A 12,739-nucleotide genomic window follows, 5' to 3' on the forward strand; every position below is an offset into this window, starting at 1 on the left:
GCGGAGGGGGCGGAGGCGATCAATCTCTTCCGGTCGCCAAGGGCCGATCCCGCCGGCGGCCGACCGGGGCGGAAAGGGCCGCTCCTAACCCGTCCGGCCAGGTCGGACAGTTGATCCGTATTCCGCGAGCGCTCTCTTCCTGGTCCGTTGTCAGTGGTTCTTGGTCCGTTGCCTGTGGTTCCTGGTCCGTTGTCAGTGGTCGGTGCGATGCTGTCGGCATGAACCGGGACGATCTGGTGCGGCTGCGGCGGGCGCGGGACCGCATGGACCGCGAGTACGCCGAGCCGCTGGACGTGACCGCCCTGGCCCGCACCGCGCTGATGTCCCCCGGACACTTCCAGCGCAGCTTCCGCGCGGCCTACGGCGAGACCCCGTACGGCTATCTCATGACCCGCCGCACAGAGCGCGCCAAGGCGTTGCTGCGCCGCGGCGACCTGACGGTGACCGAGGTGTGCATGGCGGTGGGGTGTACGTCGTTGGGCTCCTTCAGCTCCCGTTTCACCGAGCTGGTCGGCGAGACACCGAGCGCGTACAGAGCACGTTCGCACGAGGAGAGCGCGGCGATCCCCGCGTGCGTGGCGAAACGCCTGACCCGCCCGACCCGGCATCGCATACGCACGGCGGAACCGGGCGAAGCGTCCTAGCGTAAGGACATGGCTACGAACGATCCGAACGTCACGAGCGCCGCGCACAGACTCCCAGCTCCGGACGTGAGGCTGGCCCAGTGCTTCCTGGCCGTCGACGACCACGACAAGGCGCTCGCCTTCTACTGTGACGTGCTGGGCATGGAGGTCCGCGGCGACGTGGGCTTCGAGGGTATGCGCTGGGTCACCGTGGGCTCCCCTCTCCAACCGGAGGTCGAGATCGTCCTGGAACCCCCCGCCGCCGACCCCGACATCTCCCCCGCCGACCGCGAGACCATCGCCATGCTCCTCGCCAAGGGCGTCCTCCGCGGCGTCAACTTCACCACCACCGACTGCGACGCCCTCTACACCCGCGTCGAGGCCTCCGGCGCCGACGTCCTCCAGGAGCCGACGGACCAGCCCTACGGCGTCCGCGACTGCGCCTTCCGCGACCCGGCGGGCAACATGCTGCGCTTCATGCAACGCCGGGGGTGAGCCGACGCGGGCCGGACCGACCTGCCTGCCTGCCTGCCGGTGCGCCGACGGGGCAGTGGGGCGCCGGGCTGGCGGCCGGCGGACCAGCGAAAAACCTCGTTGCGTGGAGCCGGGCGGCGGGAGACCGTACGAGTCGTTCAGCCGTGAGGGCCGGACCGTACGAGAGGGAGCGGCGCTGTGGGTGGAGTGGGCGGGAACGGCAGCAGCGGCCAGGGGGACGCGGGCGCGGGCGACTCGGCGGGCTTGGCGGATGGGGTGATCCGGTGGACGTATGCCTTCGTCGACCGACCGATGGCCGGCCTCGATCGGGCATGCGCCTTCTGGACGGCGGTCACGGCGACCGAGCTGTCCGAACGCCGGGGCGACCGCGGTGAGTTCGTGACCTTGCTGCCCGTGACGGGTGACGCGTGTGTGAAGGCGCAGGGCGTCATGGCCGGCGCCGGCGGCGCGCACCTGGACCTGGCCACCGAGGACGTCCCGGCGCTCGTCGATCGGGCGGTCCGGCTCGGCGCCGAGGTGATCGCCCCGGACGACGGCTGGGCGGTACTGCGCTCACCCGCCGGTCAGCTCTTCTGCGCGGTGCCGTGGCACGGGGAGTCCGTACGACCGCCGGTGGTCGACGGGAGCCGGCTGGACCAGGTGTGTCTGGACGTGGCACCGGCGGAGTTCGAGGGTGAGGTCGCGTTCTGGGCGGCCCTGTCGGGCTGGGACTCCCACCCGGGCTCGCTCCCGGAGTTCCACGTCCTGCGCCCACCGACCGGCCTTCCCGTCCGTATCCTCCTCCAACGCCTCGACGCCCCCCGCCCCGCCTCCGCCCACCTCGACCTCGCCTGCGCCGACATCGACACCACCCGGGCCCGCCACGAATCCCTCGGCGCCACCGTCGTGGCCCGCCACCCCCACTGGACGGTGATGCGTGACCCCGCGGGCGGCACGTACTGCCTGACGGGCCGCTCCCCGGAGACGGGCGGGTTGCCGCCGACGGCGAAGTGACGCCACACGTCCACGGGGCAGAGAACAGCGAGTCGGGCCATGCCCCTACTCCGTCGACCGACCCGCCCGTGCCGGCAGACACCTCTGCCCAGGCAGGCCCAGCGTCCGGCGCACAGCCGACCCGTACGCGACCCGCGCGGCCTCCACCTCCCCCGCTCCCCCGCTCCCCCGCTCCCCCGCTCCCCCGCTCCCCCGCTCCCCCGCTCCCCCGCTCCCCCGCTCCCCCGCTCCAGCAGCTGACCCCGAACCGCCTCCACGCGATGCCCGGTCGCAGCCGCGTCCTCCCCGAGTCCTCCAACGCGGCGGGCCCGGCCCGCGCCCCCTCGCCATGGCCTCACTATGGCCACCGCGACCACCCGGTCGAGCCGCTCGACCGGCCCGGGAACCAGCTCTAGGAGCCCGCCCGTAGAGCCCGAGATTCTTGCTCTGCTCTGCTCTGCTCTGCTCTGCTCAGCCGGCCGCGCGGATCGTCCGGCACCCCGTTCGACGGCCATTGCACGGCCTCTGCGAGCAGCGCTTCCTGCACGGCGTCTCGGCGGCGCAGAAATACCCGCACCGACGCACCAGCGCGCCGAGGAACTACGGCGCGCCACGGCGCTCCAAGGCCTCGACCTCGCTCATCCGACCTTCCGGGGTCTCTCCGACGGCGGTTCGGAGTCCTCCGACCGGCTCAGATATCCCCCGCGCCGTCCAGCACCGGCCGGATGACCACCGGGTACTCCGCGAGCCCTTCGGGGCCGGGGCACTGCGCGACGCGGGCGGCGATCTCCGTGACCCGGTCCAGGCTCGCGCAGTCCAGGAGCCAGTAGCCAGCGAGCAGCTCATTGGTCTCCGAGTACGGCCCGTCCGTGATCACCGGCTTGCCGTCGGCGTCGGCCGTGACGAACCGGGTCCGCGCCGGCTCGGCCAGCCCCTGCCCGTCGATCATCTCTCCGGTCTTGGCGAGGTCTTCGTTGATCGCGCCCATGTGGGCGTACATGGCCTGCAGCTGCTCCCGCGTCCAGGCCGGGGAGTACTCGGAAGCCTCGCCGCGCATGCCCTCGTAGTCCGCCTGCGTGCCCTGGACCATCATCAGGTACTTCATGAGTCCGCTCCTTCGTCTTCCGCGGCTCGAACCACCCGCGGCGGGCAGCTCTCACAGGAGACGTCGGAGCTACCCCGCACTTCTCGGCAGGCCCGCGCGACGGTTCCCCGCGTCCTTCTCCGGTGCCGGCGGACCCACTGCTCAGCCGCGGGCGGCCGCTCCGGCGGGGCCGGTCAGGCCTTCTCCTCGGTCCTCACCTCAGGGGTCTCAGTGGTCTCAGTGGTCTCAGCGGCCTCAGTCGTCGCAGCCGTCTCCTCGACCCGGGTATCGGCACCGCCGTGCGTTCCAGGACCGCCCTGCGTGCCGTGGCTCCCGTGCGTCCGCCGGGCCACCGCCCGGGGTTTCTCCGCGGCAGCCGCCGCGGCCTCGACGGCCTCGTCGACGTACGCCGCACACTCGTGATTCCTGCACGGACCCGGACTCCATACGGGTACCCACGCGCCCAGCGTCTTGTGCCGCCGTACGACCGTGGCCACAGGCTGTCCGCAGACCGGGCAGACATGCTCGTCGATGCCCATACCCTCAGGGTATGACCGACGGGGTCGGAGCGCTCCCCGCCGTACACGGACAATCGGCGGCCGGCCACGCGTACGCGGCGACTCGACCGCGCGACGACCGCCCGTCAGCGCTTCCTGTCGTACGTCCGCACCAGCACCCCGTTGTCGAAGCTCCGCACGTCGTCGAGCGTGAACTCGGAGACGGAAGAAGGGGCGCGGGGAACTGTGCAGGAACCGCGCGGGGAACCGCGCGAGCAACCCCGCACAACCCGCGGCGCAAAACCGGCGGGCCCCGCACACCGTGGGGATGTGCGGGACCCGCCGGCCATCCGAAGGCGCCGGTACCGTACAGGGTCAGGTCAGCACGGCGCCCACACCTCCGGAGCATCAACCGGCACTCGGCCCCACCGCAGCCGCTGCGCACGTCACGAACTCAGCTGCTGCGGCGCGTCACGAACTCGGCCAGCGCGAGGAGTCCACCCGCCGACTCCGGATCCGGGACCGCACGGGACAGTTCGTGCATGGCCCGGGCCATCCGGTCGGCCGCCTGGACCTGTGCCCAGTCACGACCGCCGGCCCGCTCCACCACGAGTGCCGTGCGCTCCAGGTCTCCCTCCTCGTACGGAAGTCCGTAGAGCTCGGCGAGTTCGGCGGCCTCCGGGGTACCGGAGACGAGCGCGGCGACCACCGGAAGGGACTTCTTGCGGACCATGAGGTCCGCCCCGGCCGGCTTGCCGGTGCGGCTGGGGTCACCCCAGATGCCGATCACGTCGTCGATGAGCTGGAAGGCGAGCCCGGCCTCACGCCCGAAAGCGTCGAGGGCCTCGACATCCTCCTTACCGGCGCCCGCGTACAACGCCCCCACCGCGCAGGCGCAACCGAGCAGCGCGCCTGTCTTCGCCTCGGCCATGGCGAGCACCTCGTCGAGGGTGACCTCCTCGGGCCGGCGTCCCTCCATCTCGGTGTCCGTGTGCTGGCCCGCGCACAGTTCGACGACACAGGACGCGAGCCGTGCGGAGGCCGCGGCCGAGGCAGGGTGCGGGTCCTCGGCGAGCAGTTGCTGAGCGAGGGCCTGCATCGCGTCCCCGGCGAGGATCGCGTCGGGGACACCGAACACGGTCCACGCGGTGGCCCGGTGCCTGCGGGTGGTGTCCCGGTCCATCACGTCGTCGTGCAGCAGTGTGAAGTTGTGCACCAGTTCCACCGCGGCGGCGGCCCGTACGGCAGTGGACTCGCGCCCGCCGAGCGCGGCGACGGCAGCCAGAACCAGCGCCGGGCGTATCGCCTTGCCCGCGTTCCCCTCGGCCCGGACACCGTCCGCGTCCTCCCAGCCGAAGTGGTAGCGCGCGACCCTGCGCATCGAACCGGGCAACGACTCCACGGCCCGGCGCAGTTCGGGGTCGACGGACACCCGGGCGTGCTCCAGGATCCCCGCCGCCTCCTGTCCGTCGAACACGCTCGCCCCGCCCGCCCGCCCGCCCGGACCCTGGGCACCGACGGGAGTCATGTCCCCCACCGCCTCCCCGTCCCCCTGCGGCTCCACGGCCCCGGCCGGCTGCCCGGCCTCCGTCGGCTTTCCCGCTTCCACCGGATGCGGGGCCGCCCCGACGGGCCCGCGACGTTCCGGGATCTCGCCGCTGAGCGCGCCGCCGCCGTCCAGGGTTTTGGCGGAGCTCTGCTTCGTCTCCGTCATGAACTCACCCACGGGATCGCCTCGGAGACTCACCAGGGGGTGGCGGTTCCGCCGCCGATGGGCGTGTGCTTCCGCCGTGTCCCCGCCCGGACGGGCGGGGACACGGCGTCCGGTCGGGCAGGGTCACCGCCAGCGGCCGATCTCGACGTTCTCCAGAACGCCGAGCGCGTCGGGGACCAGGACCGCGGCCGAGTAGTAGGCGGTCACGAGGTACTTGATGATCGCCTGTTCGTTGATGCCCATGAAACGCACGGACAGGCTGGGCTCGATCTCGTCCGGGATGCTCGCGGCCCGCAGACCGATGACTCCCTGCTCGTCCTCGCCGGTACGCAAGGCGATGATCGAGGTGGTCCTGGCCTCGGTCACCGGGATCTTGTTGCACGGGTAGATCGGCACACCGCGCCAGGTGGGAATGCGGTTCCCGGCGATGTCGAGCGTCTCCGGGACCAGCCCACGCTTGTTCAGTTCGCGGCCGAACGCGGAGATCGCACGCGGGTGGGCGAGCAGCATCTTCGTGCCCCGGCGGCGGCTGAGCAGCTCGTCCAGGTCGTCCGGGCTGGGCACACCGTCGTGCGGCTGCAGCCGCTGGTCGTACTCGCAGTTGTGGAGGAGGCCGAACTCACGGTTGTTGACGAGCTCGTGCTCCTGGCGCTCCTTCAACGCCTCGACCGTGAGCCGGATCTGCTGCTCGGTCTGGTTCATCGGCTGGTTGTAGAGGTCGGCCACGCGCGTGTGGATGCGCAGCACGGTCTGGGCGACGCTGAGTTCGTACTCGCGCGGCGCGGCCTCGTAGTCGACGAAGGTGTGCGGGATGTCCGGCTCACCGCTGTGGCCCGCGGCGAGGTCGATCTCGCTCTCGCCGTACTTGTTGGTGCGCTGCGACGGGATGGCGCGCAGCTCCTGAAGGTGTTCGCTCAGGGTCTCGGCGCGCTCCGCGAGCTGCTCGACGGCCTGACGCGGCAGGACGAGCACCGTGCACGCGGTGACCGCGCGGGCCGTGTACTCCCAGATCGCCTCGGGGTCGAGCAGGGACTGCTCGCCGAAGTAGGCCCCGTCGGCGAGCACGCCGAGGACCGCGTCGTCGCCGTAGGGGCCGGTACCGATCTTCTCGACCTTGCCGTGGGCGAGCAGGAACACCTCCTCCGCCTGGCTGCCGAATTCGGCCAGCACGTCACCGGACGAGAACTCCCGCTGTTCACACCGCTGGGCCAGCTCGCCCAGCACGTCGATGTCCTCGTAAGTCCGCAGGGCCGGCAGCTCGCCCAGCTCCGCGGGGATGACGGCGACCCGGTCGCCGGTCTTCACGAAGGTGACGCGGCCGTCGCCGACCGCGTAGGTGAGCCGCCTGTTCACCCGGTACGTGCCACCCTGCACATTCACCCAGGGCAGGGTGCGCAGCAGCCAGCGCGAGCTGATCTCCTGCATCTGGGGGGTGGACTTCGTGGTGGTGGCCAGGTTCCGGGCAGCGGCCGTGCCGAGACTCTGCTGCGGCTTGTCCTGCTGCGATCGAACCTCTTCGCCTACCGACATACGGATTTCCCCTCCGGGTGTGCACTGATATCGCGGTCACCGATCTCGCGATCCAGCCTCCCATCACGGAGCGTGTCGCTGCTATTACCCGAAAGAGCGGGAATGGATCTTAGGAGATTGGGCACATCCACCGGCTTTGTCGACCGCTCGCACGCCCGTCCGAACCCCGCCCGAATCTGACCGGATCCACCCGCACGCCCCACCGTCGACTCGCTCGCGCCGCGAGTCAGGGGTACAAGCCTGCGTACGAGGCGGCCACGACCAGCGGCCGTCGCACGGCACGAAGGAGTCGGCCATGGCCCCACCCATGTCCGCGAGCAGGTTTCTCACCGTCCTCAAGAACGAGGGCGTCCGGGTCGTCGAGGTCGGCGACTGGGAACATCACAACCGCAACCATGTGGGCCCCTGGGGTCCCGTCCACGGCGTGATGCTCCACCACACCGTCACCTCCGGCAGCGAACGCACCGTACGCATCTGCCGCGACGGGTACTCGGGCCTGCCCGGCCCGTTGTGCCACGGCGTCATCACCAAGGACGGCCGCGTCCACCTCGTCGGCTACGGCCGTGCCAACCACGCCGGTCTCGGTGACGACGACGTGCTGCGGGCGGTGATCGCCGAGAGGGCGCTCCCGGCGGACAACGAGGCCAACACCGACGGTAACCGTCACTTCTACGGTTTCGAGTGCGAGAACCTGGGCGACGGGCAGGACCCCTGGCCGAAGGCTCAGCTCGAAGCCATCGAGCGGGTCTCCGCAGCCGTCTGCCGCCACCACGGCTGGAACCAGCGGTCCGTCATCGGTCACCTCGAATGGCAGCCCGGCAAGGTCGACCCGCGGGGCTTCACCATGGCCGGCATGAGAGAACGCGTCCGGGACCGCCTGGCGTAACTGCGCGATCGCAGGCGAATCGGACACCCACCGGTCACGTGTCCGACAATGGATACGTGACCGGCCAGCCCTCCGCCCCCGACCCCGCAGCGGCCCTGAACCCCCGGCTGCCCTCCCCGCTCCAGGAGGTCGCGGACGAGCGCTTCGCCCGCCACGGCGTCCGGCTGGTTCTCAAGCGGGACGACCTGATCCATCCGCAGCTCGTCGGCAACAAGTGGCGCAAACTGGCCCCCAATCTGCGCGCGGCGGCCGGTCGGCCGCTGCTCACCTTCGGCGGCGCCTACTCGAACCACCTGCGCGCCACCGCCGCCGCGGGCCGCCTCCTGGGCCTGCCCACCATCGGCGTTGTCCGCGGCCAGGAACTGGCCGACCGCCCCCTCAACCCGTCCCTGGCCCGCTGCGCGGCGGACGGCATGCGGCTGCGCTTCGTCGACAGATCGACGTATCGCGACAAGTCCGATCCGGCCACCCTGGCCGCCGTCCTCCGCGCCGCCGACGCCGAGGACGCGTACGTCGTCCCCGAGGGCGGCAGCAACCCCCTCGCCGTCCGCGGCTGCCAGGACCTCGGCGCGGAGCTGCGCGACCGGGCCGACGTCGTGGCCATCGCCTGCGGTACCGGCGGCACCCTCGCCGGTCTGGCCGCCGGCCTGGCCCCCGACCAGCGCGCTCTCGGAATTCCGGTTCTCAAGGGAGGCTTCCTCGAAGAGGAGATACGGCGGCTCCAGGACCGGGCCTTCGGCGGCCCGCGCGGCGACTGGCGTCTCGACGACCGCTTCCACTTCGGCGGCTACGCGCGCACCACCTCCGAACTGGACGCCTTCGCCGGCGACTTCGAGACCCGCCACTCCCTCCCCGTGGAACGTCTGTATGTCGCCAAGTTGCTCTACGGACTTGTCGCCCTGGCGGCGGAAGACGCCTTCCCGCGCGGGACGACGGTCGCCGCGGTGATCACCGGAAGTCCCTTCGAGGAACACGCGCCCGAGGACAGCCCCGGGACTGACTAGGACGCCTCCCGGTAGACCGCCGCCTCCTCCAGGTCCAGCCTGCGCAGCAGTGTGCGCAGCATCTCGTCGTCGATGTACCGGCCGTCGCGCAGCTTGACGAAGACCTCGCGTTCGGCGCCGATCATCTCCCGGGAGAGGCGGCTGTAGGTGTCGTCGGCGCTCTCCCCGCTCACCGGGTTCACCGCTCCGAGCCGCTCCCAGACGGCGTTGCGGCGCCGTTCCAGGACCGTGTGCAGGCGGTCGACCAGCGGGGGCGGGAGTTCGTTGTGCCCGTGGGCGAGGAGTTCGTCGAGGCGGGCCTCGGCGGCGCGGGACGCCTGGGCCTGAGCGTTGGCCTCGGCGAGGGTCTCGGTCTGCTGGTCGCGTCCCGGCAGCTTCAGGGCCCGGACGAGCGGCGGCAGGCTCAGCCCCTGGATGACGAGCGTCCCGATGACCGTCGTGAAGGTCAGGAAGAGGATCAGGTTCCGCTCGGGGAAGTCGTCCCCGCCGTTCACCGTGAGCGGGATCGAGAAGGCGATGGCCAGCGAGACGACGCCCCGCATGCCGGCCCAGGCGATGACGAACGGCCCCTTCCAGGTGAGGCTGTCCTCCCGTTCCCGGATGCGTCGCGACAGCATCCGCGGCAGGAAGGTCGCCGGATACACCCACACGAACCGGGACGCGACCACGACGAGGAAGACGGCCACGGCGTACCAGGAGGCACTCACCCCCTCGTACTCGCCCAGCCCTGCGAGGACCACCGGGAGCTGGAGGCCGATGAGGGCGAACACGGCGGACTCCAGCAGGAAGGCGACCATCTTCCAGACCGCCTCCTCCTGGAGGCGGGTGGCGAAGTCGACCTGCCAGTTGCGGTGACCCAGGTACAGGCCGACGACGACCACGGCAAGCACCCCGGAGGCGTGGACCCACTCGGCGAGCCCGTAGGCGACGAACGGGATCAGCAGGGAGAGGGTGTTCTGGAGCAGCGCTTCCTTCAGGTGCGTGCGCAGCCACTGGATCGGCACCATGAGCAGCAGCCCGACCGCGACGCCGCCCACCGCCGCCACCAGGAACTCGATGATCCCGCCGGTCCAGCTCGCGCCCTCGCCGATGGTGGCCGCGAGGGCCACCCGGTAGGCGGTGATAGCGGTCGCGTCGTTCACCAGGGACTCGCCCTGCAGGATCGTGGTGATCCTCGACGGCAGGCCCACCCGCCGGGCGACGGCCGTCGCCGCGACCGCGTCCGGCGGCGCCACCACCGCGCCCAGCACCAGCGCGGCGGCCAGCGGCATCCCCGGCACGATCAGATAGGTGGCCCAGCCGACCGCGAGGGTCGCGAAGAGGACGTACCCGACCGACAGCAGGGCCACGGGCCGCAGCTGGGCCCGCAGGTCGAGGTACGAGCTGTCAGTGGCGGCCGTGTACAGCAGCGGGGGCAGGATCAGCGGCAGGACGATCTCGGGGTCGAGTTCGTAGTGCGGCACTCCGGGCAGATACGACACCGCGAGCCCCATCGCGACCAGCAGCAGCGGGGCGGGCACCGGCGTACGCCGGGCGGCACCGGCGACCGTCGCACTCCCGGCGACCAGCAACAGCAAGGGCAAGAAGTGCATCGCTTCCGTCGCCTTCAGTTTCCGCGCGAGGTTCCGCGCACCCGTCGTAATCTGGCAATCATGAAACAGTGCACGCACTCGGACGCTCTGCCGCACCCCGAGCCCGATCCCCTGACCGAGACCTGCCCGGAGTGCCTGGCCGCCGGGAGCCACCCGGTGCAGTTGCGGATGTGCCTGGAGTGCGGACACGTGGGCTGCTGCGACTCCTCGCCGATGCGGCACGCGACCGAGCACCACAAGCAGAGCGGCCATCCCATCATGCGTACGTTCGAGGCGGGCGAGACCTGGCGGTGGTGCTTCGTGGACCATGTGCTGGTATGACGCACCATGTACGCGTTTGACGCCCGGAGCCGGGACGTCGCACGACGGAACCATGTCACCCCGTGACACGTCGACGTACTCGTGTGACACGGTTCGGCAGTCCGACGCCTGGGTACGTCAATCCGGCGCGCGCTCTTCCTATTTGAGGCCCGCAAACCTCTAGCCACCGAGCGTATTCATAGGCTTACTATGAGTGACAGCATGGGGTGGGGTCCTCGGGACCCCGAGGACACGGCGCTCGGTAGCGCGATAGCGTCACCGCTGAACCACGTAGCGCGTTACCCCGGGGGGCGACCCTCGGCCCCCGAAAAAGCTTGTACCACCTTGGAGGTGAGGGTGTCCCAGATCGCAGGCGAGCCCGGGACCCAGGACTTCGTGGAAGTCCGGCTGCCGGCCGCGGGTGCCTACCTGTCGGTGCTGCGTACGGCGACGGCCGGCCTCGCGGCCCGTTTGGACTTCACCCTCGACGAGATCGAGGACCTGCGCATCGCGGTCGACGAGGCCTGCGCGATCCTGCTTCAGCAGGCCGTGCCCGGCTCGGTGCTCAGCTGTGTCTTCCGTCTGGTCGACGATTCACTGGAGGTCACGGTCTCGGCCCCCACCACGGACGGCCACGCCCCCGCACGCGACACCTTCGCCTGGACCGTGCTGTCGGCCCTGGCGGGCAAGGTGTCCTCAGCGGTGGCCGACGACAAAACCGTTTCGATCAGCCTCTACAAACAGCGCGGCGCGGGACCCGGGCCGGCGTGAGGAACGGGGACGGGCCGGTGCGGGACGAAGAACGCGGCACACGGGAACTTCCCGCGGAGGGCGAAGGCGGTCCGAGCGGGCCGGCGCATCTGGCGGACGGCGTCGACGGCATCCCCGAGCAGGCCCGGCCGCACCCGGAGGACGACTCCGCGGCTGCGGCCGGAGCGTCTCGGTGGACGGAGCCGGCCGGCGACCAGGAGCCCGAGGCACCCTCCGACGGGCAACGGGATCCGGAGGGTGCCCTACGGAGCACCACGTCCTCACAAGGGCGAACTGGGGCCTCCCCCGCTCGAGCACAGTCGAGAGCTGGGGGAACGGTGACGGCGGGCGGGACTATGAGCGAGCACGAGCGACACGACGAGGCGGGCGCGCAGCACGCGCAGCCCGTGCGAAGCACGCAGCACAACCCTCAGGACCGCAGCGGGGCGCGAGCCCTGTTCATAGAGCTGCGCGCCCTGCCGGAGGGCGGTGCCGAGTACGCGGAGCTGCGCAACCGGCTGGTCCGGATGCATCTGCCGCTCGTGGAGCACCTCGCACGCCGGTTCCGCAACCGCGGCGAGCCGCTGGACGACCTGACGCAGGTCGCCACCATCGGCCTGATCAAGTCGGTGGACCGCTTCGACCCGGACCGCGGCGTGGAGTTCTCCACGTACGCGACCCCGACGGTCGTCGGCGAGATCAAGCGGCACTTCCGCGACAAGGGCTGGGCGGTGCGGGTGCCGCGCCGGCTGCAGGAACTGCGCCTGTCGCTGACCACGGCCACGGCCGAGCTGTCCCAGCAACACGGCCGCTCCCCGACGGTGCACGAGCTGGCAGAGAAGCTGGGCATCTCGGAAGAGGAGGTCCTGGAGGGCCTGGAGTCGGCCAACGCGTACTCCACGCTGTCCCTGGACGTCCCCGACACCGACGACGAGTCGCCGGCCGTCGCGGACACCCTCGGCTCCGAGGACGAGGCGCTGGAGGGCGTCGAGTACCGGGAATCCCTCAAGCCGTTGCTCGAAGACCTCCCGCCGCGTGAGAAGCGGATCCTGCTTCTGCGCTTCTTCGGCAACATGACCCAGTCGCAGATCGCCCAGGAGGTCGGCATCTCCCAGATGCACGTCTCACGGCTGCTGGCGAGGACGTTGGCGCAGCTTCGGGAGAAGCTGCTGGTGGAGGAGTAGCGTCAGCGCCCCGTCAGGGGCGCGGCGCCGTATCGCTACGTGGCTCCGCCCGCGAGCGAGCGGAGCCACGAAAATGCCCACGGTTTCCTGACCGCATACCGGCGGAGC

Annotated in this window: 13 protein-coding genes; 8 read left to right on the forward strand and 5 right to left on the reverse strand. The window is 71.1% G+C overall.

What is annotated here, in order from left to right:
- Positions 1-218: 218 nt before the first annotated feature.
- From OG622_RS17120 to OG622_RS17130, 3 genes are all read left to right on the forward strand, one after another.
- Positions 219-644 (forward strand): helix-turn-helix transcriptional regulator, encoded by a 426-nt coding sequence (locus OG622_RS17120; protein WP_371576951.1) that lies wholly within the window; start codon positions 219-221, stop codon positions 642-644.
- Positions 645-653: 9 nt separating this feature from the next.
- Positions 654-1,118: a VOC family protein gene (locus OG622_RS17125; RefSeq protein WP_371576952.1), complete on the forward strand. Its 465-nt coding sequence runs from the start codon at positions 654-656 to the stop codon at positions 1,116-1,118.
- Positions 1,119-1,295: 177 nt separating this feature from the next.
- Positions 1,296-2,111 carry a VOC family protein gene (locus OG622_RS17130; protein WP_371576953.1) on the forward strand — a complete coding sequence of 272 codons (816 nt, stop codon included), beginning with the start codon at positions 1,296-1,298 and terminating at the stop codon, positions 2,109-2,111.
- A gap of 670 nt (positions 2,112-2,781) precedes the next feature.
- On the opposite strand, the gene OG622_RS17135 is transcribed toward OG622_RS17130, so the two are convergent.
- The 4 genes from OG622_RS17135 to OG622_RS17150 all read right to left on the reverse strand — a co-directional run bounded on the left by OG622_RS17135 (position 2,782) and on the right by OG622_RS17150 (position 6,915).
- Complete coding sequence (locus OG622_RS17135; RefSeq protein ID WP_371576954.1) at positions 2,782-3,195, reverse strand: YciI family protein; 414 nt, start codon at positions 3,193-3,195, stop codon at positions 2,782-2,784.
- 173 nt (positions 3,196-3,368) lie between these two features.
- Positions 3,369-3,713 (reverse strand): hypothetical protein, encoded by a 345-nt coding sequence (locus tag OG622_RS17140; protein WP_371576955.1) that lies wholly within the window; start codon positions 3,711-3,713, stop codon positions 3,369-3,371.
- Between the two features lie 412 nt (positions 3,714-4,125).
- Complete coding sequence (locus tag OG622_RS17145) at positions 4,126-5,385, reverse strand: family 2 encapsulin nanocompartment cargo protein polyprenyl transferase (RefSeq protein WP_371576956.1); 1,260 nt, start codon at positions 5,383-5,385, stop codon at positions 4,126-4,128.
- A gap of 123 nt (positions 5,386-5,508) precedes the next feature.
- Positions 5,509-6,915, reverse strand: a complete 1,407-nt coding sequence (locus OG622_RS17150) for a family 2B encapsulin nanocompartment shell protein (RefSeq protein WP_371576957.1) — start codon at positions 6,913-6,915, stop codon at positions 5,509-5,511.
- Between the two features lie 295 nt (positions 6,916-7,210).
- Between OG622_RS17150 and OG622_RS17155 the strand changes: the two genes are divergently transcribed.
- Both OG622_RS17155 and OG622_RS17160 read left to right on the forward strand, forming a co-directional pair.
- A complete protein-coding gene (locus OG622_RS17155; protein ID WP_371576958.1) occupies positions 7,211-7,801 on the forward strand; it encodes an N-acetylmuramoyl-L-alanine amidase in 591 nt (196 codons plus the stop codon).
- Positions 7,802-7,857: 56 nt separating this feature from the next.
- Complete coding sequence (locus OG622_RS17160) at positions 7,858-8,805, forward strand: 1-aminocyclopropane-1-carboxylate deaminase/D-cysteine desulfhydrase (RefSeq protein WP_371576959.1); 948 nt, start codon at positions 7,858-7,860, stop codon at positions 8,803-8,805.
- Here OG622_RS17160 and OG622_RS17165 read toward each other — a convergent pair.
- The gene (locus OG622_RS17165) at positions 8,802-10,397 is read right to left on the reverse strand and encodes a Na+/H+ antiporter (protein ID WP_371576960.1); all 1,596 of its coding nucleotides are present in this window, start codon (positions 10,395-10,397) and stop codon (positions 8,802-8,804) included. The two genes, OG622_RS17160 and OG622_RS17165, sit on opposite strands and share 4 nt — an antisense overlap.
- A gap of 60 nt (positions 10,398-10,457) precedes the next feature.
- On the opposite strand from OG622_RS17165, the gene OG622_RS17170 reads away from it, so the two are divergent.
- From OG622_RS17170 to OG622_RS17180, 3 genes are all read left to right on the forward strand, one after another.
- A complete protein-coding gene (locus OG622_RS17170) occupies positions 10,458-10,718 on the forward strand; it encodes a UBP-type zinc finger domain-containing protein (protein WP_371576961.1) in 261 nt (86 codons plus the stop codon).
- A gap of 336 nt (positions 10,719-11,054) precedes the next feature.
- Positions 11,055-11,468, forward strand: a complete 414-nt coding sequence (locus tag OG622_RS17175; protein WP_037695150.1) for an anti-sigma regulatory factor — start codon at positions 11,055-11,057, stop codon at positions 11,466-11,468.
- On the forward strand, positions 11,465-12,631 hold the full coding sequence (locus tag OG622_RS17180) for a SigB/SigF/SigG family RNA polymerase sigma factor (RefSeq protein WP_371576962.1): 1,167 nt from the start codon (positions 11,465-11,467) through the stop codon (positions 12,629-12,631). Before OG622_RS17175 ends, OG622_RS17180 begins: the two co-directional genes overlap by 4 nt.
- Positions 12,632-12,739 lie beyond the last annotated feature (108 nt).

Origin of the sequence: Streptomyces sp. NBC_01314 (assembly GCF_041435215.1) — a bacterium.
Classification (GTDB): domain Bacteria; phylum Actinomycetota; class Actinomycetes; order Streptomycetales; family Streptomycetaceae; genus Streptomyces.